Below are 21,529 nucleotides of genomic sequence, written 5' to 3'. Positions count from 1 at the left end.
CTTCCCATTTGAGAGTTATTGTAATGCGCGCAGCAGCGCATCGTTGTCGGCGTTATCAGCGATCCGAATATCCTGCCAGCCCAGTTCCCGGGCCTGGTTCGCCAGACGCTCACTGACGACCAGAAGCCGACAGCGGAGTAACCAGTTTTCGCGATACCAGAGCGGTATCAGCGACCAAATCTGTTGTAACATTTCACCGCTGGTGACCACCAGCGTATTAATGCCGCGCGCGTGCCAGCGCATCGCCTCTTCCGCGCCATCATAGTGTTTTGCACAGCGCTGATAGCACTCAATGAACGTAACGTCTGCACCGCGTTCACGCAGCGTTTCGCCCAGCAGCTCGCGACCACCGTTGCCGCGCAAAATGAGCGCACGCTTTCCGGCAATAGTTTGTAATTCAGGTAATTGTAGCAAGACTTCGCTGATTTCCCGATCTAACGGGTAACGAACGTCCGCGCTGCTTACGGTATGCAGCGCCAGTGCCGTTGTGCGGCCAATCGCGAAATAGCGGGGAGCGGCTGGCCAGGTCAAACCCTGCTGTTGCAGCTGTGCGTGGGCAAATTCCACGGCATGTTGCGACAGCGCAAACAGCAGGTCGCCTTCCTGAAGGGTATTCATCTGGTCGGCGAGCGCGGAGAGCTCCCGACCGGGGGAGAATTCAATGAGCGGAAAACTCCAGGCCACCTGCCCCAGTGTGCGCAGACGGCTCACTAACTGCTCTCCTGCGGGAGAAGGGCGGGTGACAAGAATACTCATGCAGGGGGCTCTCCATTATAAACGTCAGCCAGAATCTCGCGGGCGCCGTTATCCAGCAGCTCTTCCGCCAGCGACACGCCAAGCTGCTCGGCATCTTGCGCTTTACCGCGACGTTCGCCGCGTACCATCTGCGAACCGTCCGGAGCGCCCACCAGCGCACGCAGCCACAGTTCGCCATCTGTTAATTCAGCATAGCTGCCAATCGGTACCTGACATCCCCCTTCGAGGCGGGTATTCATCGCACGCTCGGCTTTTACGCGAATAGCGGTCTCGTCATGGTTCAGCGGTGCGAGCAGTTCGCGGGTACGCGCATCGTCCAGACGGCACTCGATGCCGACGGCGCCCTGGCCCACGGCCGGCAGCGACAGTTCTGGCGGCATCGCCACGCGAATGCGCGACTCCAGCCCCAAACGCTTCAGGCCGGCAACGGCGAGGATAATGGCATCGTAATCGCCGTTATCCAGCTTGCCCAGACGCGTGCCGACGTTACCGCGCAGCGAGCGAATGATCAGGTCAGGACGGCGCTCTGCCAGCTGACACTGACGGCGTAAACTGGACGTGCCAACCACGCTACCCTCCGGCAGCGCGTCGAGCGAGTCATAGCGGTTGGAGACAAACGCATCGCGCGGATCTTCGCGCTCGCAGATGGTCACCAGCCCCAGCCCTTCCGGGAACTCGACGGGCACGTCTTTCATTGAATGTACGGCGATATCGGCGCGGTTCTCAAGCAATGCCAGTTCCAGTTCTTTGACAAACAGGCCTTTGCCGCCCACTTTCGCCAGAGGCGTATCGAGGATCACGTCACCGCGCGTGACCATCGGCACCAGCTCGACGCGCAATCCACTGTGGCAGGCTTCAAGGCGCTGCTTCACATAATGTGCCTGCCAGAGCGCGAGGGGGCTTTGGCGTGTGGCAATTCTCAAAACATTGTCTAACATGCTTGTTACCGTCATTATCAATCGCTAACCATCCTAACATTGTTGACTCTGGGATGGCAGTTTTACGGTTGATGAAGCGTGAGAGGGACAAGGCGGCGTATTCGTCAGCCATAGCCGTATTCAGGAATTTACACGTACAGAACGGTGCTACACTTGTATGTAGCGCATCTTTCTTTACGGTCAACCGGCAAGGTGTTAAATTGATCACGTTTTAGACCATTTTTTCGTCGCTACCACCAAAAATGATAAGGGCGAAAAAGGGTAACGGTTATCTTTTTGAAATACTGCGGGTCCGCTGTTATTCGTGTTTTGAATAGCTTGCGACACCCGGAAACATCAGGCGATACGTCTTGTACCTCTATATTGAGACTCTGAAACAGAGACTGGATGCCATTAATCAACTGCGTGTGGATCGCGCGCTTGCTGCCATGGGCCCTGCTTTCCAGCAGGTATACAGTCTGCTGCCGACATTATTGCACTATCACCATCCGCTAATGCCTGGCTACCTTGACGGTAACGTTCCCCAGGGCATTTGCCTTTTCACGCCTGATGAAACCCAACAGCATTACCTCAACGAACTGGAACTCTACCGCGGCATGCCGCCACAGGAGTCTCCAAAAGGTGAACTGCCGATTACCGGCGTTTACTCTATGGGGAGCACCTCATCGGTAGGGCAAAGCTGTTCTTCGGACCTGGACATCTGGGTCTGCCATCAGTCCTGGCTCGATAACGACGAGCGTCAGCTGCTGCAACGCAAGTGCAGCCTGCTGGAGAGCTGGGCGGCCTCGCTCGGCGTGGAAGTAAGCTTCTTCCTGATTGATGAAAACCGTTTCCGCCATAACGAAAGCGGCAGTCTGGGTGGTGAGGACTGCGGCTCGACTCAGCACATCTTACTGCTGGATGAATTTTACCGTACTGCTGTGCGTCTGGCCGGGAAGCGTATTCTGTGGAATATGGTCCCGTGCGAAGAAGAAGAGCATTACGATGACTACGTCATGTCGCTTTACGCGCAGGGTGTACTGACGCCAAACGAATGGCTGGACCTCGGCGGCCTCAGCTCTCTGTCAGCCGAAGAGTACTTTGGCGCAAGCCTCTGGCAGCTCTATAAGAGTATCGACTCGCCGTACAAAGCGGTGCTGAAAACGCTGCTGCTGGAAGCCTATTCCTGGGAATACCCCACGCCGCGCCTGCTGGCGAAAGATATCAAGCAGCGTCTGCACGACGGGGAGATCGTCTCCTTCGGGCTGGACGCCTACTGCATGATGCTGGAGCGCGTGACCGAATACCTGAAAGCCATTGATGACACCACGCGTCTTGACCTGGTGCGTCGATGTTTCTATCTCAAAGTTTGTGAGAAATTGAGCCGCGAGCGCGCCTGCGTGGGCTGGCGTCGTGAAGTGGTCAGTCAGTTAGTGAAAGAGTGGGGATGGGACGAAGCGCGTCTGTCCATGCTCGACAACCGGGCCAACTGGAAAATCGATCAGGTGCGTGAAGCGCACAACGAACTGCTCGATGCGATGATGCAAAGCTACCGTAACCTGATCCGCTTTGCGCGCCGTAACAACCTCAGCGTTTCCGCCAGCCCGCAGGACATCGGGGTATTAACCCGTAAGCTGTACGCCGCGTTTGAAGCGCTGCCGGGTAAAGTCACCCTGGTTAACCCGCAGATTTCGCCTGACCTGTCAGAACCGAACCTGACCTTTATCTACGTGCCGCCGGGCCGCGCGAACCGCACCGGGTGGTATCTGTACAACCGTGCGCCAAGCATGGATTCCATCATCAGCCATCAGCCGCTGGAGTATAACCGCTACCTGAACAAGCTGGTGGCCTGGGCCTGGTTTAACGGCCTGCTGACCTCGCGCACGCGCCTGTTTATCAAAGGCAACGAGGTGGTCGATCTCGCTAAGCTGCAGGAGATGGTCGCGGATGTGTCGCACCATTTCCCGCTGCGTCTGCCTGCCCCAACGCCGAAAGCGCTCTACAGCCCGTGCGAAATTCGCCATCTGGCAATTATCGTCAACCTGGAATACGACCCGACGGCGGCCTTCCGCAATCAGGTGGTTCACTTTGACTTCCGCAAGCTGGACGTCTTTAGCTTTGGCGAGCAGCAAAACTGCCTGGTAGGCAGTGTGGATCTGCTGTACCGCAACTCCTGGAACGAAGTGCGTACCCTGCATTTCAACGGTGAGCAGGCAATGATCGAAGCGCTGAAAACGATTCTCGGCAAGATGCACCAGGATGCCGCACCGCCGGACAGCGTTGAGGTGTTCTGCTACAGCCAGCACCTGCGCGGTTTAATTCGTACCCGCGTGCAGCAGCTGGTCTCTGAGTGTATCGAACTGCGTCTCTCCAGTACTCGCCAGGAAACCGGGCGCTTTAAGGCGCTGCGCGTCTCCGGTCAGACCTGGGGCCTGTTCTTCGAACGCCTGAACGTGTCGGTACAGAAGCTGGAAAACGCCATCGAGTTCTACGGCGCGATTTCACACAACAAGCTGCATGGCCTGTCGGTGCAGGTGGAAACCAACCACGTTAAGCTCCCGCAGGTAGTGGACGGATTCGCCAGCGAAGGGATTATTCAGTTCTTCTTTGAAGAGTCGGGCGACGATGCCGGGTTCAACATCTACATTCTGGATGAGACCAACCGCGCCGAGGTGTATCACCATTGTGAAGGCAGTAAAGAGGAGCTGGTGCGCGACGTCAGCCGCTTCTACTCCTCTTCGCATGACCGTTTCACCTACGGCTCAAGCTTTATCAACTTTAACCTGCCGCAGTTCTACCAGATTGTGAACGTCGACGGTCGTACGCAGGTGATCCCGTTCCGGACACAGGCCGTCACGCCTGCCGCGCCTGCCAATCAGGACACCGCGCCGCTGTTGCAGCAGTACTTCTCCTGAGTCTTTTCGCCGGATAGCGCAGCGCCACCCGGCAACAAAACTACCTGAAACTCACTTCCTCACCGGCCTGCGCGGTCGCTGCCTGTTCCAGCAGATCCCAGAACGTGACGCCGCTGCGGTCGCAAACCCATTCTCCGTCTTTCAGATCGAAATGATAGCCGCCCTGTTTCGCGGCCAACCAGACCTGGTGGAGCGGCTCCTGGCGGTTAATAATAATTTTGCTGCCATTTTCGAAGCTCAGGGTCAGAATGCCGCCGTTGATTTCGCAATCGATATCGCTGTCGCCGTCCCAGTCGTCAAGACGCTCTTCGATGGTCATCCACAGGTTGTCGGCAAGGCGATGGAATTCACTGTCGTTCATGGTTTTGTTCCTGTTTTTCGTGATGCCGGCAGTATAACCCTAAATAATTCCCGTTGCAGGAAAGCGGCAAACTCTTGCTTTTGTGTCTTCTCCTGCGATGATAGAAACAGATTTGAACTTACGGGCAACTTTATAATGAAAAACGCTTTCCGAACGCTTGCCGTTCTCATCACGCTGTTTAGCCTGACTGGCTGCGGACTGAAGGGACCACTGTACTTCCCTCCTGCGGATAAAACCGCGCCGCCGCCGACGAAACCGGTTAACAGCGGCATTGAGTCTACCACGCCAAATACTAACGACCGTGGCGACAACGGTGGCCCGACTCAGGTTAATCTCTGACGACAACGTTCTGTACCCGCGCAATGGAGCAAATGATGCAGTTCTCTAAAATGCATGGCCTTGGCAACGATTTTATGGTCGTCGACGCGGTAACGCAGAATGTGTTTTTCTCCCCGGAACTGATCCGTCGCCTGGCGGATCGGCATCTGGGCGTGGGGTTCGATCAGCTGCTGGTGGTCGAGCCACCGTACGATCCCGACCTCGATTTTCACTACCGTATTTTTAACGCGGACGGCAGCGAAGTTAACCAGTGCGGCAACGGCGCGCGCTGTTTTGCCCGCTTTGTCCGCCTGAAAGGGCTGACCAACAAGCGTGATATTCGCGTCAGCACGGCCAATGGTCGCATGGTGCTCAGCGTCACCGATGATGAGCTGGTGCGCGTGAACATGGGCGAGCCTAATTTCGAGCCCTCCGTCGTGCCGTTTCGCGCAAACAAAGCGGAAAAGACCTATATTATGCGTGCAGCCGAGCAGACAGTATTGTGCGGCGTCGTCTCAATGGGTAACCCACACTGCGTGATTCAGGTTGATGATGTGGAAACCGCCGCGGTCGAAACGCTCGGCCCGGTGCTGGAAAGCCACGAACGTTTCCCGGAGCGCGCGAACATCGGCTTTATGCAGGTGGTGAAGCGCGAACACATTCGCCTGCGGGTTTACGAGCGCGGCGCGGGCGAGACGCAGGCCTGCGGAAGCGGTGCCTGTGCAGCGGTGGCCGTGGGCATCGCCCAGGGGTTACTGGCTGAAGAGGTTCGCGTGGAATTACCGGGCGGTCGGCTTGATATCGCCTGGAAAGGACCGGGTCATCCACTGTATATGACTGGCCCGGCGGCACATGTCTATGACGGGTTTATCCATCTATGAAACAACCAGGGGAAGAACTGCAGGAAACAGTGACGGAACTGGACGACAGAGCTGTTGTTGATTATCTGCTGCGCAATCCTGAGTTTTTTATTCGCAATGCACGCGTCGTCGAAGAGATGCGCGTGCCGCATCCGGTTCGCGGGACCGTGTCGCTGGTCGAATGGCACATGGCGCGCTCGCGCAACCACATCAATCAGCTTGAAGAGAATATGACGCTGCTGATGGAGCAGGCCAGCACCAACGAAAGCCTGTTCTATCGTCTGCTGCATCTGCAGGCGCGTCTGGCGTCGGCGCACAGCCTTGACGAGTTCCTCAGCCGCTTCCACCGCTGGGCCCGGGAGCTGGGGCTGGCGGGCGCAACGATTCGTCTTTTCCCTGACCGCTGGCGCATCGGCGCGCCGTCGGGGTTCACCCATCTGGCGCTGAGCCGTCAGGCGTTTGAACCGTTGCGCATTCAGCGTCTGGGCCATGAGCACCACTATCTGGGGCCGCTTAACGGACCTGAGCTACTGGTGGTGTTACCGGAAGCCAAAGCGATTGGCTCGGTGGCGATGTCGCTGATGGGGCGCGATGGCGATCTGGGCGTCATATTATTTACCAGCCGCGACGCGCATCACTATGAGCAGGGGCAGGCCACGCACCTGCTGCAGGAGATTGCCCTGATGCTGCCCGAGCTGCTGGAGCGCTGGATTGAGCGCGTATGACGGACGGACTGCTCGCCAATGACGTCTCGCGCTTTCTGCGCTATCTGGGCGTGGAGCGTCAGCTTAGCCCCATTACCCTGCTCAACTACCAGCGTCAGCTTGATGCCATCATGCAGATCGCCGACGAAATCGGCCTGAAAAGCTGGCAACAATGTGACGCTGCGACGGTGCGCGGGTTCGTCGTGCGTAGCCGTAAAAAAAATCTCAGCCCGGCAAGCCTGGCGCTCAGGCTCTCAGCGCTGCGCAGTTTCTTCGACTGGCTGGTCAGCCAGGGGGGCTTAAAAGCCAACCCGGCAAAGGGGATCGCCACGCCGAAAGCGCCGCGCCATCTGCCTAAAAATATCGACGTTGACGACGTAAATCGCCTGCTGGATATCGACCTTAACGACCCGCTCGCCGTGCGCGACCGCGCGATGCTGGAGGTGATGTACGGTGCCGGGCTGCGTCTGTCTGAACTCGTCAACCTTGACCTCAAGCATCTCGATCTGGAATCGGGCGAAGTGTGGGTAATGGGTAAGGGCAGCAAAGAGCGCCGCCTGCCGATTGGCCGCAATGCGGTTTCCTGGATTGAGCACTGGCTTGACCTGCGCGGGCTGTTTGGCTCCGACGAAGATGCGCTGTTCCTGTCGAAGCTCGGCAAACGGATCTCGGCGCGTAACGTGCAGAAGCGCTTTGCGGAGTGGGGCATTAAGCAGGGGCTGAACAGCCACGTTCACCCGCACAAGCTGCGCCACTCCTTTGCGACACACATGCTTGAGTCGAGCGGCGATCTGCGCGGCGTGCAGGAACTGCTTGGCCACGCGAACCTGTCGACCACACAAATCTATACCCACTTAGACTTCCAGCACCTTGCCTCGGTGTATGACGCGGCGCATCCACGCGCCAAACGGGGGAAATAATGCGTTTTTACCGCCCACTCGGTCAGATCTCAGCCCTGACGTTTGACCTTGATGACACTCTTTATGACAACCGCGAGGTGATCCTGCGTACCGAGCAGGAGTCGCTGGCGTTTGTGCAGAACTACCATCCTGCGCTGAAGGCGATACAGAACAAGGACTTCCAGAAGCTGCGCCAGTCCCTGCGGGAAACCGAGCCGGACATTTACCACGACGTGACCGAATGGCGTCGTCGTGCGGTTGAACAGGCGATGCTCAATGCCGGCCTGAGCGCGCAGGACGCGGCCATCGGGGCGGAAGCAGCCATGGAAAACTTTGCCAAATGGCGCAGCCGTATCGACGTGCCGCAGGAAACCCACGACACGCTGGCGAAGCTTGCCGAAAAGTGGCCGCTGGTGGCCATCACCAACGGCAATGCCCAGCCCGAGCTGTTTGGCCTGAGCGATTACTTTGAATTTGTGCTGCGCGCGGGCCCGCACGGGCGCGCGAAGCCATTTAATGATATGTACCATCTGGCGGCAGATAAGCTTAACCTGCCGCTGGGTAACATTCTGCACGTGGGAGATGACCTGACCACGGACGTGGCCGGTGCTATCCGCTGCGGGATGCAGGCCTGCTGGATCAAGCCGGAAAACGCTGACCTGATGATCGCCTCCGATAGCCGTCTTCTGCCGCACGTGGAAATTTCGCGGTTGGCATCCCTCACGACGCTGATATAATCATCAATTGTTCTGTATAAATTAACAGGGTTTTGGCGAGTTGAAACATTCGCCTGCCCGACATGACGTGACGGTGCCAATGGACGTTTCTTACCTGCTCGACAGCCTTAATGACAAACAGCGTGACGCGGTTGCCGCCTCGCGCACCAACCTGCTGGTGCTGGCTGGAGCGGGCAGTGGTAAGACGCGCGTGCTGGTTCACCGTATCGCCTGGCTGCAGAGCGTGGAGAACTGCTCCCCGTACTCCATCATGGCGGTGACGTTCACCAACAAGGCGGCGGCAGAGATGCGCCACCGTATCGCCCAGCTGATGGGCACCAGCCAGGGCGGCATGTGGGTTGGCACCTTCCACGGCCTGGCGCACCGCCTGCTGCGCGCGCACCATATGGACGCCAATCTGCCGCAGGATTTCCAGATCCTCGACAGCGAAGACCAGCTCCGCTTGCTGAAGCGCCTGATCAAGGCGATGAACCTCGACGAGAAGCAGTGGCCGCCGCGTCAGGCGATGTGGTACATCAACGGCCAGAAGGACGAGGGGCTGCGCCCGCACCATATTCAGAGCTTCGGCAACCCGGTCGAGCAGACCTGGCAGAACGTCTACAAGGCCTATCAGGAAGCGTGCGATCGCGCCGGTCTGGTGGATTTTGCCGAGCTGCTGCTGCGCGCTCACGAGCTATGGCTCAACAAACCGCACATCCTGCAGCACTACCGCGAACGCTTCACCAATATTCTGGTGGACGAATTCCAGGATACCAACAACATTCAGTACGCGTGGATCCGCCTGCTGGCCGGTGATACCGGCAAGGTGATGATCGTGGGCGATGATGACCAGTCGATCTACGGCTGGCGCGGGGCGCAGGTGGAGAACATCCAGCGCTTCCTCAACGACTTTCCCGGCGCGGAAACTATCCGTCTGGAGCAGAACTACCGTTCAACCAGCAACATCCTGAGCGCGGCCAACGCCCTCATTGAAAACAACAACGGGCGTCTGGGTAAAAAGCTGTGGACCGACGGCGTCGACGGCGAACCGATTTCGATCTACTGCGCCTTCAACGAACTCGACGAAGCCCGCTTCGTGGTGAACCGCATCAAAACCTGGCAGGATAACGGCGGCGCGCTGGAGCAGTGCGCCATTCTCTACCGCAGCAACGCCCAGTCGCGCGTGCTGGAAGAGGCGCTCCTGCAGGTGAGCATGCCGTACCGCATTTACGGCGGTATGCGCTTCTTCGAACGTCAGGAAATCAAAGATGCGCTGTCGTATCTGCGCCTCATTGCGAACCGTAACGACGACGCGGCGTTTGAACGCGTGGTCAATACGCCGACCCGCGGGATTGGCGACCGCACGCTGGACGTCGTGCGTCAGGCCTCGCGCGATCGCCAACTGACGCTGTGGCAGGCGTGCCGCGAGCTGCTGCAGGAAAAAGCCCTCGCTGGACGCGCCGCCAGCGCATTACAGCGCTTCCTTGAGCTGATTGACGCTCTGGCGCAGGAAACGGCCGACATGCCGCTGCACGTGCAGACCGACCGGGTGATTAAAGATTCCGGTCTGCGCACCATGTACGAGCAGGAGAAAGGCGAAAAGGGCCAGACCCGTATTGAGAACTTAGAGGAACTGGTCACGGCAACGCGCCAGTTCAGCTACAACGAAGAAGACGAAGACCTGATGCCGCTGCAGGCGTTCCTCTCCCACGCCGCGCTGGAAGCGGGTGAAGGGCAGGCGGACACCTGGCAGGATGCGGTTCAGCTGATGACCCTGCACTCCGCGAAAGGCCTGGAGTTCCCGCAGGTGTTCATCGTCGGGATGGAAGAGGGGATGTTCCCGAGCCAGATGTCGCTGGATGAAGGCGGCCGTCTGGAAGAGGAGCGTCGTCTGGCCTACGTGGGCGTAACGCGCGCGATGCAAAAGCTGACGCTAACCTACGCCGAAACCCGCCGTCTGTACGGTAAAGAGGTTTATCACCGTCCGTCGCGCTTTATCGGCGAACTGCCGGAGGAGTGCGTGGAAGAGGTGCGTCTGCGGGCGAGCATCAGCCGTCCGGTCAGCCATCAGCGTATGGGCTCGCCGATTGCGGAAACGGACACTGGCTACAAGCTGGGCCAGCGCGTGCGCCATTCGAAGTTTGGCGAAGGCACCATTGTGAATCTGGAAGGCAGCGGCGAGCACAGCCGCCTGCAGGTGGCGTTCCAGGGGCAGGGGATCAAATGGCTGGTGGCGGCCTACGCGAAGCTGGAAACGGTCTAACATTCAGAAAAATATCATTATTTTGTAATAATCTGCTAGCCTTATACAGTGAAGGTCAATTAATGCCCTTCAGCGTTCCGTTGCGTGTTGACGCCACAGTTATAGCTGGCGTAACATGCGCGCACGATTACGCTAAGAGGACATTCGCCTTGGACACACCCAGTAGATACTGGCTCAATTCCCTGTCATCCAGGAACAACTCCTAAGGCTATCTCCTCTTGCTGATGGCCTTAGTGGTTGTCAGCGACCTGCATTATTCCCGTCGCGCTGAGTCAGGCTGTTTAATGGTCTGAAACCCAATTTGTTTCTGTGTGCCCACCGAACTGTCCGATATTTTTTGCATTGGGAGTCCCGGTCATGTTGAGCGCATTTCAACTCGAAAATAACCGACTGACTCGGCTTGAAGCCGAAGAGTCACAGCCCCTCATTGATGCCGTATGGGTGGATCTGGTCGAGCCGGACGACGATGAACGCCTTCGCGTACAATCTGAACTGGGGCAAAGCCTGGCAACCCGCCCGGAACTGGAAGACATCGAAGCATCCGCGCGTTTTTTTGAAGACGAAGACGGTCTGCATATTCACTCCTTCTTCTTCTTTGAAGATGCGGAAGACCACGCGGGTAACTCCACCGTGGCGTTTACCATTCGCGACGGCCGTCTGTTTACCCTGCGCGAGCGTGAGCTGCCGGCATTCCGCCTCTACCGCATGCGCGCCCGCAGCCAGGCAATGGTGGACGGTAACGCTTACGAACTGCTGCTCGATCTGTTCGAGACCAAAATTGAACAGCTGGCGGACGAAATTGAAAACATCTACAGCGATCTGGAAAAGCTGAGCCGCGTGATCATGGAAGGCCATCAGGGCGATGAGTACGACGAAGCGCTCTCCACGCTGGCGGAGCTGGAAGATATCGGCTGGAAGGTGCGCTTGTGTCTGATGGATACCCAGCGCGCGCTGAACTTCCTGGTGCGCAAGGCGCGTCTGCCGGGCGGTCAGTTGGAGCAGGCGCGTGAGATCTTACGAGATATCGAATCCCTGCTGCCGCACAACGAATCCCTGTTCCAGAAGGTGAACTTCCTGATGCAGGCGGCGATGGGCTTTATCAACATCGAGCAGAACCGCATCATCAAGATCTTCTCGGTGGTTTCCGTGGTGTTCCTGCCGCCGACGCTGGTAGCCTCCAGCTACGGGATGAACTTCGAGTTTATGCCGGAGCTGAAGTGGAGCTTTGGCTATCCGGGGGCGATTATCTTTATGATCCTCGCGGGGCTGGCGCCGTATCTCTATTTCAAGCGCCGGAACTGGCTGTAAGAGCGAGGCGAATTCCCTCTCCCTGTGGGAGAGGGTTAGGGTGAGGGCAACTTTACAGCCCTTTACGCACCCTGCGTTGGGTATAAATCGCATCGGCGACGAAAATCGCCAGCGCCACCCAGATAAAGGCGAACGTCACCATCTTATCCGCCCCCGGCACTTCGCCGTAAAACACCACCGCCAGCAGGAACATCAGCGTCGGGCCAATGTACTGGAAGAAGCCCAGCGTAGAGAGACGCAGGCGCGTCGCTGCACCGGTGAAGCACAGCAGTGGAATGGTGGTTACCACGCCCGCCGCCATCAGCATCAGGTTCAGCGACCACGGGTTGCTGCCCATGTGGCTGGTTGGGCTGTCGGCAATGCCGAAGAGATAAATCGCCGCTACCGGCAGCAGCCACAGGGTTTCAAACAGCATCCCCGTCTGTGCTTCAACCGCAATCTTCTTACGCACCAGGCCGTAGAACGCAAAGCTGAACGCCAGGCCGAGGGCAATAATCGGCAGCGAGCCGAAGGTCCAGAGCTGCACCAGTACGCCGCAGAAGGCCAGAATCACCGCCACCCACTGCATCCGGCGGAAGCGCTCCCCGAGGAAAATCATCCCCAGCACGATGTTCACCAGCGGGTTAATGAAGTACCCCAGGCTCGCTTCAAGCATGTGATGATTATTCACCGCCCAGATAAACAGCAGCCAGTTGCCGCCAATCAGCACCGCGGAGAGCGCCAGCAGGAAAATCTTTTTCGGGGTTTGCAGCAGCGTTTTGACGCCCGACCACTGACGGCTGAGGCTCATCAGCGCAATCATAAAGAAGAATGACCAGATAACGCGGTGAGTCAGGATCTCATCGGCCGGAACGTAGGCAATAAGCTTGAAATACGCCGGGGCGATACCCCAAATAAAATAAGCGGCAAGGGCGAGTAAAACGCCCTGCCGCGTCTGTTTAGCATCCATCGGGAAAATCCGTTACAAAAAAGTGAATTAATTTTACCCGATTTTGCCGCCTCAACCCACCATATAAGTGGCGGTTGCGCTGGCGATATACACCTGTTCTTCATTGTGTAATTCAACGCGCGCCACGGCAACTTTATTCCCCGCGCGCAGCAGGCTGCTGGTACAGGTAAAGCGATTTCCGCGCCCCGGGCGAAGATAGTCGACGCGTAAATCAATGGTGCCCATGCGCGCCAGACGCTGCCGGAGTTCGTCTTCGTTGATGGTGTCATGGCGGGTCAGCGTACTGCCCACGCAGACCAGACCTGCCGCCACGTCCAGCGCGGAGGCAATCACGCCGCCGTGTAAAATACTTTGCGCCCAGTTGCCCACCATCATCGGCTGGTTGTTGAAGCTCAGCTGGGCAAAGTCTTTCTCGTAACGCTCCAGCTCCAGTCCCAGCGCGCGGTTAAACGGCATATGGTAGACAAAAATCTCGCCCACGAGTTTTAACACTTCTTCGGCGGTAAGCATGGCTGACATGAGGCATCACATCCTTATTGTTAACGAAATGTTGATTTTATGCCTCGGCAACAAGGAATTCCACTTTCAGAAACGAGGATGCAGCAGTTGTCGCAGAAGTCTGTAGAATGTTCGCCACATAACTATTCAGCTAATTTTACTCTTTTGCAGGAGAACACCCCCGATGCGGACGTATCTGGCCTGGTTACTGGCGGCGGTTGCGCTGCCCCTCACAGCATATGCGCAGGAAGCGACGATCAAAGAGGTGCATGATAAACCTGCCGTTCACGGTAGCATTATCGCGAACCTTCTTCAGGAGCATGACAATCCGTTCACGCTCTATCCGTATGACACCAACTATGTGATTTACACCCAGACCAGCGATCTCAACAAAGAGGCGATAAGCTCCTATAACTGGTCTGATAATGCGCGTAAAGATGAGGTGAAGTTCCAGCTCAGCCTCGCGTTCCCGTTCTGGCGCGGTATTCTGGGGCCGAACTCGGTGCTCGGGGCGTCTTACACGCAGAAATCCTGGTGGCAGCTCTCTAACAGCGGAGAGTCCTCGCCGTTCCGTGAAACCAACTATGAGCCGCAGCTGTTCCTCGGTTTTGCAACGGATTATGAGTTTGCGGGCTGGACGCTGCGCGATGTCGAAGTGGGCTTTAACCACGATTCCAACGGTCGCTCTGACCCGACATCCCGCAGCTGGAACCGTGCCTATACGCGTCTGATGGCGCAGAACGGTAACTGGATGGTGGAAGTGAAGCCGTGGTATGTGGTCGGCAGTACGGATGACAACCCGGATATCACCAAATATATGGGCTACTACCAGCTTAAAGTCGGCTATCAGTTAGGCGATGCCGTGCTCAGCGCCAAAGGCCAGTACAACTGGAACACCGGCTACGGCGGTGCGGAAGTGGGCTTAAGTTATCCAATGACTAAGCATGTCCGCATCTATACTCAGGTGTACAGCGGTTACGGCGAGTCGCTTATCGATTACAACTTCAACCAGACCCGCATCGGCGTGGGCGTGATGCTGAACGATATTCTCTAGGCTGTTCGAATGTTTTTGCGTTAAACGTTGAAGTTTCTCTCTCAGGCGCTGAAAATAGCGCCTGTTTCATTTCTGGCATATGGGGTTAACGTGGCGCAGGCGGAAGTATTGAATCAGGAGTCGCTGGCTAAACAGGTTTTGCATGAAACCTTTGGCTACCAGCAGTTCCGCCCTGGCCAGGAAACCATCATTGAAACGGTGCTGGAAGGTCGTGATTGCCTGGTGGTAATGCCGACCGGTGGCGGCAAGTCCCTCTGTTATCAGGTGCCTGCGCTGGTGCTTAACGGCCTGACGGTCGTGGTATCCCCCCTCATTTCTCTGATGAAAGACCAGGTTGACCAGCTGCTTGCCAACGGCGTGGCGGCGGCCTGTCTCAACTCGACCCAAACCCGGGAGCAGCAGCAAGAGGTGATGGCCGGTTGTCGTACCGGACAGATCCGCCTGCTGTATATCGCCCCGGAACGCCTGATGCTGGATAACTTCCTCGATCACCTGGCGCACTGGAACCCGGTCCTGCTGGCGGTGGACGAAGCGCACTGTATTTCGCAATGGGGACACGATTTCCGCCCGGAATACGCTGCCCTCGGCCAGCTGCGTCAGCGCTTCCCCGAGCTGCCGTTTATGGCGCTTACCGCCACGGCGGATGACACCACGCGGCTGGATATCGTTCGTCTGCTCGGGCTGAACGACCCCTATATTCAGGTCAGCAGCTTTGACCGCCCCAACATCCGCTATATGCTGATGGAAAAGTTCAAGCCGCTGGATCAGCTCCTGCGCTACGTCCAGGAGCAGCGCGGCAAGTCCGGCATCATCTACTGTAACAGCCGTGCGAAGGTGGAAGACACCGCCGCGCGCCTGCAAAACCGTGGCTTTAGCGCCGCCGCCTATCACGCCGGATTAGAGAACCACATCCGCGCCGACGTGCAGGAAAAATTCCAGCGCGATGACCTGCAAATCGTCGTCGCGACAGTGGCGTTCGGAATGGGGATCAACAAGCCCAACGTGCGCTTTGTGGTGCACTTCGACATCCCGCGCAATATCGAATCCTACTATCAGGAAACCGGCCGCGCCGGGCGTGACGGGCTGCCTGCGGAAGCGATGCTGTTTTACGATCCGGCCGATATGGCGTGGCTGCGCCGCTGTCTGGAAGAGAAGCCGCAGGGACAGCTGCAGGATATCGAGCGCCACAAGCTCAACGCGATGGGCGCGTTTGCCGAAGCGCAAACCTGCCGTCGTCTGGTGTTGCTCAACTACTTTGGTGAAGGGCGCCAGGAGCCGTGCGGCAACTGCGATATCTGCCTCGATCCGCCAAAGCAGTACGATGGCCTGATGGACGCGCGTAAGGCGCTCTCGACCATTTACCGTGTGAATCAACGCTTCGGGATGGGCTACGTGGTGGAGGTGCTGCGCGGCGCCAACAACCAGCGTATTCGCGATATGGGTCACGACAAGCTGCCGGTCTACGGTATTGGCAAGGAGCAGAGCCACGAGCACTGGGTGAGCATCATTCGCCAGCTGATCCACCTCGGCTTCGCCACGCAGAACATTGCCCATCACTCCGCCCTGCAGCTGACCGAGGCGGCGCGTCCGGTCCTCCGCGGTGACGTTGAGCTTAAGCTCGCCGTGCCGCGCGTCATCGCCCTGAAGCCACGCGTGATGCAGAAATCCTACGGCGGCAACTACGACCGCAAGCTGTTCGCCAAACTGCGCAAGCTGCGTAAAGCCATCGCCGACGAAGAAAATATCCCGCCTTACGTGGTGTTCAACGACGCGACGCTGATCGAGATGGCCGAACAGATGCCGCTCAGCGCCAGCGAAATGCTCAGCGTCAACGGCGTGGGAACGCGCAAGCTGGAGCGCTTCGGTAAAGAGTTTATGGCGCTCATCCGCTCTCACGCCGATGGTGATGATGAGGAGTAGTCAGCCGGGCGAAAAAGTGCCAGGATGATGACTCACTGAATTATTTCCTCGCGAGCTAATTATGTTAATGCTATTTCTCACCGTGGCGTTAGTGCACATCGTTGCGCTGATGAGCCCCGGCCCGGACTTTTTCTTCGTATCACAAACGGCCGTCAGCCGCTCCCGTAAAGAGGCGATGATGGGCGTGCTCGGTATCACCATGGGCGTTATGGTCTGGGCGGCCGTTGCGCTGCTCGGTCTGAACCTTATCCTGGCGAAGATGGCCTGGCTGCATAACATCATTATGGTCGGCGGCGGTCTGTATCTGTGCTGGATGGGCTACCAGATGCTGCGCGGGGCGCTGAAGAAAGAAGAGAAAAAACCGGAAGAGCCAAAGGTGGAGCTGGCTACGGGCGGCCGCAGCTTTGTAAAAGGGCTGCTGACCAATCTGGCGAACCCGAAAGCCATTATCTATTTCGGCTCGGTGTTCTCGCTGTTTGTCGGCGATAGCGTCGGCGCGGGCGCGCGCTGGGGCATCTTCCTGCTGATCGTCGTTGAAACCTTTGCCTGGTTTACTATCGTGGCCAGCCTGTTTGCCTTACCGGCGATGCGTCGCGGCTATCAGCGTATCGCGAAGTGGATTGACGGCTTCGCCGGCGCGCTGTTCGCCGGCTTCGGCATTCATCTCATCATTTCTCGCTAAGCATGACGCGCTGACGCAAGCAGCGCGCCAACCAGCATAAACAGCGAGCCAAAGACTTTATTCAGGGCCTTCATCTGCTTAGGCCCTTTAATCCACGCCGCAATTCGCTGCGCCAGCGTCGCGTAACCAATCATCACGATGATATCGACGATAATGGTGGTCGCGCCCAGCACCACGTACTGCATCACCTGGGGCTGATGCGGAACGATAAACTGCGGGAACAGCGCGGCGAGGAAAACGATGCTCTTCGGGTTGGTCAGGTTGACGAACACCGCGCGCTTAAACAGATGGCCGCGGTTTTGCGTCTGAGCCAGCGTATTCAGGTTGATGGAGCCTGCCGCGCGCCATTGCTGAATGCCGAGCCAAATGAGATACGCCGCCCCGGCCCATTTCAGCACCTCAAAGGCCAGCACGGAGCGGGAGAACAGGGTTCCCAGACCGATCCCGACCAGCACAATATGAATGCCCAGCCCGGTCTGCAAACCGGCAATCGACGCCGCCGCGCCGCGGTAGCCGTGGTTGATGGAGGTGGTCATGGTGTTAATAGCACCCGAACCCGGAGAAAGGCTGAGGATAATGGATGTCAGCAGGTAGGCGAACCACCATTCGAAGGTCATTTGAAACTCCCGAACCGTCTATTTTTATGCCACAATACGCTATTATTGAGTCATTTTGTGACCGGTGACGAAAAAAACGATATTCCCTGGATTACGTGAGTGGAAACCCAATGTTTCAGCAGAAAAAGGACTGGGAAACACGAGAAAACGCTTTTGCTGCTTTCTCTATGGGGCCGCTGACCGATTTCTGGCGGCAGCGTGAGGAAGATGAGTTTACGGGCGTCGGGGGCGTCCCGGTGCGTTTCGTTCGTTTCCGAAATGAAAAAAATGACCGGGTGATTGTGGTCTGCCCCGGGCGTATTGAAAGCTACGTTAAATACGCCGAGCTGGCCTATGACCTGGTCCATATGGGGTTCGATGCCCTGATCATCGACCATCGTGGACAGGGGCTGTCCGGACGTATGCTGCCGGACACGCACCGCGGGCACGTCGATCGCTTCAGCGATTACGTCGACGATTTTGCCGCGTTCTGGCAGCAGGACGTTCAGCCCGGCCCCTGGCGCAAGCGGTATATTCTTGCGCACTCCATGGGCGGCGCAATATCGACGCTGTTTTTGCAGCGTTATGCGCACCAGTGCGACGCCATTGCGCTCACCGCGCCGATGTACGGTATCGTCATTCGTTTTCCTGACTGGATGGTGCGCCATCTTCTTGACTGGGCTGAGGGCCATCAGCGCATTCGTGAAGGTTACGCCATTGGCACAGGACGCTGGCGCGCGCTGCCGTTCGCCATCAACGTCTTAACCCACAGCCGGCAGCGTTATCGCCGCAACCTGCGCTTTTATGCCGATGAACCGCGCTTGCGCGTCGGCGGCCCGACCTGGCACTGGGTGCGGGAGGGTATTCTGGCCGGTGAGCAGGTGCTGGCGGGCGTAGGCGATGATGACACGCCGACGCTTCTGATCCAGGCGGAAGAAGAGCGTGTGGTCGATAACCGCATGCATGACCGCTATTGTGAACTGCGCGCTGCCGCCGGTCACCCTTGTGAAGGGGGTAAACCGCTGGTCATTAACGGCGCGTTCCATGAGATCCTTTTTGAAAAGGACGCTATGCGCTCAGTCGCGCTTAACGCCATTGTTGAATTTTTCAACAGGCATAATTGATTCTTGTTTTCCACCAGAGGTTGAAATCCCTATGTACCAGGTTGTTGCATCTGATTTAGATGGCACGCTGCTTTCCCCCGACCACACCCTGTCGCCTTACGCGAAAGAGACCTTAAAACTCCTGACTGCCCGTGGCGTGAACTTTGTGTTCGCCACCGGCCGCCACCACGTGGACGTGGGGCAGATCCGCGATAATCTTGAGATCAAATCGTACATGATCACCTCCAACGGTGCGCGCGTGCATGATACCGACGGCAACCTGATCTTTACCCATAACCTGGATCGCGATATTGCCGCCGATCTGTTCGGCGTGGTGCATAGCAACCCGGCTATCGTCACTAATGTTTACCGCGACGACGACTGGTTTATGAACCGCCACCGCCCGGATGAAATGCGTTTCTTCAAGGAAGCGGTATTCAACTACTCCCTTTACGAACCTGGCCTGCTGGAGCCGGAAGGGATCAGCAAGGTGTTCTTCACCTGCGACAGTCACGAAGAGCTGCTCCCGCTGGAACAGGCGATCAACGCCCGCTGGGGCGATCGCGTTAACGTGAGCTTCTCAACCCTGACCTGTCTGGAAGTAATGGCGGGTGGCGTCTCCAAAGGTCACGCGCTGGAAGCGGTTGCGAAACGTCTGGGCTTCGGGCTGAAAGACTGTATCGCCTTCGGTGACGGCATGAACGACGCCGAGATGCTTTCGATGGCGGGCAAGGGCTGCATCATGCAGAACGCGCACCAGCGTCTGAAGGATCTGCACCCTGAGCTGGAAGTGATTGGCTCTAACGCTGACAACGCGGTACCGAAGTATCTGCGCAAACTGTTCCTTGAATAATCTTCATTCGATTATTTATTGCTCAGTTGTCAACTAAAGAGTTCGCTACAATGCCTCTCCTTCTTTCTGAGAGACAAGCATTGTGGCGCTACTCATTATCACCACTATCCTGTGGGCCTTCTCCTTTAGCCTGATTGGCGAATACCTTGCCGGTTCGGTCGACAGCTACTTCTCGGTGCTGATGCGCGTGGGGCTGGCGGCGCTGGTGTTCCTGCCGTTTCTGTGCACGCGCGGGCAATCGCTGAAAACGATTGTGCTGTACATGCTGGTGGGGGCGATGCAGCTCGGCATCATGTATCTGTTCAGCTTCCGGGCTTACGTCTACCTGTCCGTCTCCGAATTCCTGCTCTTTACCGTGCTGACGCCGCTCTATATCACGCTGATTTACGACCTGCTCAGCAGGCGCCGCCTGCGCTGGGGATACCTGCTGAGCGCCGCGCTGGCGGTGATCGGCGCGGCGATTATTCGCTATGACAAAGTCAGCGATCACTTCTGGACCGGGCTGATGTTCGTCCAGCTCGCCAACATCAGTTTTGCCATCGGCATGGTGGGCTACAAACGCCTGATGGAAACCCGTCCGATGCCGCAGCATAACGCGTTCGCCTGGTTCTATATGGGCGCCGCGATTGTCGCGGTGGCGGCGTGGTTTATGCTCGGTAACCCGCAAAAACTGCCGACCACCACCGTGCAGTGGGGTGTTCTGGTCTGGCTGGGCGTGGTGGCGTCAGGGCTGGGGTACTTCATGTGGAACTACGGCGCTACGCAGGTAGACGCCGGTACGCTGGGGATCATGAACAACGTGCATGTCCCGGCAGGGCTGCTGGTCAACCTCGCCATCTGGCAGCAACAGCCGCACTGGCCGAGCTTTATTATTGGGGGAGCGGTGATCCTGGCTTCGCTGTGGGTCCATCGCCGATGGGTCGCTCCGCGCTCCGCACAAACGGAAGATGGTCGCACGCGTGGTTCCGCGCTGAGCGAATAAACGCCTCCGTAATCGGCTGACGCTGCTCGCCATCGCGCACGGCGGCGTACAGTCGGCTCCACAGTCCTTCACCCAGGGTTTTGGTCTGCACCAGACCCTGGCGTTCAAAACTCTCCACCACCCAGTGCGGCAGCGCCGCGATACCCATTCTGGCCGCCACCATCTGAATCAGCAGCAGGGTGTTATCCACGCTTTTCAGCTGCGGGCTAATGCCTGCTGGCTGCAGGAAGTGGCGCCAGATATCCAGACGACTGCGCTGCACCGGATAAATCAGCAGCGTCTCTGTCGCCAGGTCTTCCGGCGTGATGCGCGTTTTGGCCGCCAGCGGATGGTCCGGCGCCAGCACCAGGCGCACTTCATAATCAAACATCGGCGAATAGTGCAGGCCGCTGCGCGGCAGGATGTCAGAGGTCATGACCAGATCCAGCTCGCCCTGCTGCAGCGACGGCTGCGGGTCAAAGGTCACGCCGGATTTGAAGTCCATCTCCACCTGCGGCCACTTCTGGCGGAAGTTCTCAAGCGCGGGGGTCAGCCACTGAATACAGCTGTGGCACTCAATGGCGATGCGCAGTTTGGTCTGCTGCGGTTCGTTACACGCCTGCAGCGCGCTGGCGATTTGCGGCAGTACCTGATTCGCCAGCTGAAGAAGAATTTCACCCTGCGGCGTAAAGCGTAGCGGCTGGCTCTTACGCACAAAAAGACGGAAGCCGAGGCGTTGTTCCAGATCGCTGAACTGGTGAGAAAGGGCAGACTGGGTCTGGTGCAGCGTGGCCGCAGCCGCCGCGAGCGAACCGCAGTTCCGCAACGCTTGTAGCGTTTTCAGGTGTTTAATCTCGATCATGAAAGTCCTTCACTTCGCCATGAACATATTGCGC

Annotated in this window: 22 protein-coding genes; 15 read left to right on the top strand and 7 right to left on the bottom strand. The window is 57.7% G+C overall.

What is annotated here, in order from left to right; all coding sequences use genetic code 11:
- Positions 1–15: 15 nt before the first annotated feature.
- Positions 16–756 carry a uroporphyrinogen-III synthase gene (hemD, locus tag F0320_RS20800; RefSeq protein ID WP_126331074.1) on the bottom strand — a complete coding sequence of 247 codons (741 nt, stop codon included), beginning with the start codon at positions 754–756 and terminating at the stop codon, positions 16–18.
- Positions 753–1,694, bottom strand: coding sequence for a hydroxymethylbilane synthase (gene hemC / locus F0320_RS20795; RefSeq protein WP_148103335.1), 942 nt, complete (start codon positions 1,692–1,694; stop codon positions 753–755). The genes hemD and hemC overlap by 4 nt, the downstream gene beginning before the upstream one ends.
- Positions 1,695–2,044: 350 nt before the next feature.
- On the opposite strand from hemC, the gene cyaA reads away from it, so the two are divergent.
- Complete coding sequence (cyaA, locus tag F0320_RS20790) at positions 2,045–4,588, top strand: class I adenylate cyclase (protein WP_023309629.1); 2,544 nt, start codon at positions 2,045–2,047, stop codon at positions 4,586–4,588.
- Positions 4,589–4,628: 40 nt separating this feature from the next.
- On the opposite strand, the gene cyaY is transcribed toward cyaA, so the two are convergent.
- Positions 4,629–4,949 carry an iron donor protein CyaY gene (cyaY, locus tag F0320_RS20785; RefSeq protein WP_047345459.1) on the bottom strand — a complete coding sequence of 107 codons (321 nt, stop codon included), beginning with the start codon at positions 4,947–4,949 and terminating at the stop codon, positions 4,629–4,631.
- Between the two features lie 135 nt (positions 4,950–5,084).
- On the opposite strand from cyaY, the gene lptM reads away from it, so the two are divergent.
- The 8 genes from lptM (at position 5,085) to corA (ending at position 12,017) form a co-directional block, all read left to right on the top strand.
- Positions 5,085–5,288, top strand: a complete 204-nt coding sequence (lptM, locus tag F0320_RS20780) for an LPS translocon maturation chaperone LptM (RefSeq protein ID WP_024907980.1) — start codon at positions 5,085–5,087, stop codon at positions 5,286–5,288.
- A 35-nt stretch (positions 5,289–5,323) separates the two neighbouring features.
- Positions 5,324–6,148 carry a diaminopimelate epimerase gene (gene dapF, locus F0320_RS20775; RefSeq protein ID WP_047652220.1) on the top strand — a complete coding sequence of 275 codons (825 nt, stop codon included), beginning with the start codon at positions 5,324–5,326 and terminating at the stop codon, positions 6,146–6,148.
- The gene (locus F0320_RS20770; protein ID WP_126331078.1) at positions 6,145–6,852 is read left to right on the top strand and encodes a DUF484 domain-containing protein; all 708 of its coding nucleotides are present in this window, start codon (positions 6,145–6,147) and stop codon (positions 6,850–6,852) included. Before dapF ends, F0320_RS20770 begins: the two co-directional genes overlap by 4 nt.
- A complete protein-coding gene (gene xerC / locus F0320_RS20765) occupies positions 6,849–7,751 on the top strand; it encodes a tyrosine recombinase XerC (RefSeq protein WP_126331081.1) in 903 nt (300 codons plus the stop codon). Before F0320_RS20770 ends, xerC begins: the two co-directional genes overlap by 4 nt.
- Positions 7,751–8,467, top strand: a complete 717-nt coding sequence (yigB, locus tag F0320_RS20760) for a 5-amino-6-(5-phospho-D-ribitylamino)uracil phosphatase YigB (protein WP_126331083.1) — start codon at positions 7,751–7,753, stop codon at positions 8,465–8,467. Before xerC ends, yigB begins: the two co-directional genes overlap by 1 nt.
- 79 nt (positions 8,468–8,546) lie before the next feature.
- Positions 8,547–10,709 (top strand): DNA helicase II, encoded by a 2,163-nt coding sequence (gene uvrD, locus F0320_RS20755; RefSeq protein WP_032646073.1) that lies wholly within the window; start codon positions 8,547–8,549, stop codon positions 10,707–10,709.
- Positions 10,710–10,858: 149 nt separating this feature from the next.
- Positions 10,859–10,915, top strand: a complete 57-nt coding sequence (ysgD, locus tag F0320_RS20750) for a YsgD/CorL family protein (protein WP_212743980.1) — start codon at positions 10,859–10,861, stop codon at positions 10,913–10,915.
- Between the two features lie 151 nt (positions 10,916–11,066).
- A complete protein-coding gene (gene corA / locus F0320_RS20745; RefSeq protein ID WP_008501540.1) occupies positions 11,067–12,017 on the top strand; it encodes a magnesium/cobalt transporter CorA in 951 nt (316 codons plus the stop codon).
- A 52-nt stretch (positions 12,018–12,069) separates the two neighbouring features.
- On the opposite strand, the gene rarD is transcribed toward corA, so the two are convergent.
- Entirely contained in the window at positions 12,070–12,966 is an 897-nt protein-coding gene (rarD, locus tag F0320_RS20740; RefSeq protein WP_023615555.1) for an EamA family transporter RarD, read from the bottom strand.
- A gap of 51 nt (positions 12,967–13,017) precedes the next feature.
- Positions 13,018–13,485 carry an acyl-CoA thioesterase YigI gene (gene yigI / locus F0320_RS20735; protein ID WP_008501538.1) on the bottom strand — a complete coding sequence of 156 codons (468 nt, stop codon included), beginning with the start codon at positions 13,483–13,485 and terminating at the stop codon, positions 13,018–13,020.
- A 163-nt stretch (positions 13,486–13,648) separates the two neighbouring features.
- On the opposite strand from yigI, the gene pldA reads away from it, so the two are divergent.
- From pldA to rhtC, 3 genes are all read left to right on the top strand, one after another.
- Complete coding sequence (gene pldA, locus F0320_RS20730; RefSeq protein WP_126331085.1) at positions 13,649–14,518, top strand: phospholipase A; 870 nt, start codon at positions 13,649–13,651, stop codon at positions 14,516–14,518.
- Between the two features lie 90 nt (positions 14,519–14,608).
- Complete coding sequence (recQ, locus tag F0320_RS20725) at positions 14,609–16,438, top strand: ATP-dependent DNA helicase RecQ (protein ID WP_126331087.1); 1,830 nt, start codon at positions 14,609–14,611, stop codon at positions 16,436–16,438.
- A gap of 61 nt (positions 16,439–16,499) precedes the next feature.
- Positions 16,500–17,120 (top strand): threonine export protein RhtC, encoded by a 621-nt coding sequence (rhtC, locus tag F0320_RS20720; RefSeq protein ID WP_010426287.1) that lies wholly within the window; start codon positions 16,500–16,502, stop codon positions 17,118–17,120.
- Here the strand turns inward: rhtC and rhtB are convergent.
- The gene (rhtB, locus tag F0320_RS20715) at positions 17,117–17,737 is read right to left on the bottom strand and encodes a homoserine/homoserine lactone efflux protein (protein WP_008501533.1); all 621 of its coding nucleotides are present in this window, start codon (positions 17,735–17,737) and stop codon (positions 17,117–17,119) included. The genes rhtC and rhtB overlap by 4 nt on opposite strands.
- A 110-nt stretch (positions 17,738–17,847) precedes the next feature.
- On the opposite strand from rhtB, the gene pldB reads away from it, so the two are divergent.
- The 3 genes from pldB to F0320_RS20700 all read left to right on the top strand — a co-directional run bounded on the left by pldB (position 17,848) and on the right by F0320_RS20700 (position 20,654).
- Complete coding sequence (pldB, locus tag F0320_RS20710; RefSeq protein WP_126331089.1) at positions 17,848–18,840, top strand: lysophospholipase L2; 993 nt, start codon at positions 17,848–17,850, stop codon at positions 18,838–18,840.
- A gap of 31 nt (positions 18,841–18,871) precedes the next feature.
- Positions 18,872–19,672 carry a sugar/pyridoxal phosphate phosphatase YigL gene (gene yigL / locus F0320_RS20705; protein ID WP_047652228.1) on the top strand — a complete coding sequence of 267 codons (801 nt, stop codon included), beginning with the start codon at positions 18,872–18,874 and terminating at the stop codon, positions 19,670–19,672.
- An 82-nt stretch (positions 19,673–19,754) separates the two neighbouring features.
- Positions 19,755–20,654: a carboxylate/amino acid/amine transporter gene (locus F0320_RS20700; protein WP_126331091.1), complete on the top strand. Its 900-nt coding sequence runs from the start codon at positions 19,755–19,757 to the stop codon at positions 20,652–20,654.
- Here the strand turns inward: F0320_RS20700 and metR are convergent.
- Positions 20,542–21,495: an HTH-type transcriptional regulator MetR gene (gene metR, locus F0320_RS20695; protein ID WP_023309616.1), complete on the bottom strand. Its 954-nt coding sequence runs from the start codon at positions 21,493–21,495 to the stop codon at positions 20,542–20,544. The genes F0320_RS20700 and metR overlap by 113 nt on opposite strands.
- Between the last annotated feature and the right edge of the window lie 34 nt (positions 21,496–21,529).

It is taken from the genome of Enterobacter dykesii, from assembly GCF_008364625.2.
Lineage (GTDB): Bacteria > Pseudomonadota > Gammaproteobacteria > Enterobacterales > Enterobacteriaceae > Enterobacter > Enterobacter dykesii.
This window is presented reverse-complemented; position numbering and strand designations above follow the sequence as displayed.

What these genes read in the sequence shown, in the direction of transcription:
- metR (WP_023309616.1), bottom strand. Translation starts at nt 21,495, where the DNA reads ATGATCGAGATTAAACACCTGAAAACGCTACAAGCGTTGCGGAACTGC.
- pldA (WP_126331085.1), top strand. Translation starts at nt 13,649, where the DNA reads ATGCGGACGTATCTGGCCTGGTTACTGGCGGCGGTTGCGCTGCCCCTC.
- hemD (WP_126331074.1), bottom strand. Translation starts at nt 756, where the DNA reads ATGAGTATTCTTGTCACCCGCCCTTCTCCCGCAGGAGAGCAGTTAGTG.
- pldB (WP_126331089.1), top strand. Translation starts at nt 17,848, where the DNA reads ATGTTTCAGCAGAAAAAGGACTGGGAAACACGAGAAAACGCTTTTGCT.
- hemC (WP_148103335.1), bottom strand. Translation starts at nt 1,694, where the DNA reads ATGTTAGACAATGTTTTGAGAATTGCCACACGCCAAAGCCCCCTCGCG.
- dapF (WP_047652220.1), top strand. Translation starts at nt 5,324, where the DNA reads ATGCAGTTCTCTAAAATGCATGGCCTTGGCAACGATTTTATGGTCGTC.
- F0320_RS20770 (WP_126331078.1), top strand. Translation starts at nt 6,145, where the DNA reads ATGAAACAACCAGGGGAAGAACTGCAGGAAACAGTGACGGAACTGGAC.
- yigL (WP_047652228.1), top strand. Translation starts at nt 18,872, where the DNA reads ATGTACCAGGTTGTTGCATCTGATTTAGATGGCACGCTGCTTTCCCCC.
- rhtC (WP_010426287.1), top strand. Translation starts at nt 16,500, where the DNA reads ATGTTAATGCTATTTCTCACCGTGGCGTTAGTGCACATCGTTGCGCTG.
- xerC (WP_126331081.1), top strand. Translation starts at nt 6,849, where the DNA reads ATGACGGACGGACTGCTCGCCAATGACGTCTCGCGCTTTCTGCGCTAT.
- rarD (WP_023615555.1), bottom strand. Translation starts at nt 12,966, where the DNA reads ATGGATGCTAAACAGACGCGGCAGGGCGTTTTACTCGCCCTTGCCGCT.
- corA (WP_008501540.1), top strand. Translation starts at nt 11,067, where the DNA reads ATGTTGAGCGCATTTCAACTCGAAAATAACCGACTGACTCGGCTTGAA.
- uvrD (WP_032646073.1), top strand. Translation starts at nt 8,547, where the DNA reads ATGGACGTTTCTTACCTGCTCGACAGCCTTAATGACAAACAGCGTGAC.
- yigI (WP_008501538.1), bottom strand. Translation starts at nt 13,485, where the DNA reads ATGTCAGCCATGCTTACCGCCGAAGAAGTGTTAAAACTCGTGGGCGAG.
- rhtB (WP_008501533.1), bottom strand. Translation starts at nt 17,737, where the DNA reads ATGACCTTCGAATGGTGGTTCGCCTACCTGCTGACATCCATTATCCTC.
- lptM (WP_024907980.1), top strand. Translation starts at nt 5,085, where the DNA reads ATGAAAAACGCTTTCCGAACGCTTGCCGTTCTCATCACGCTGTTTAGC.
- yigB (WP_126331083.1), top strand. Translation starts at nt 7,751, where the DNA reads ATGCGTTTTTACCGCCCACTCGGTCAGATCTCAGCCCTGACGTTTGAC.
- cyaY (WP_047345459.1), bottom strand. Translation starts at nt 4,949, where the DNA reads ATGAACGACAGTGAATTCCATCGCCTTGCCGACAACCTGTGGATGACC.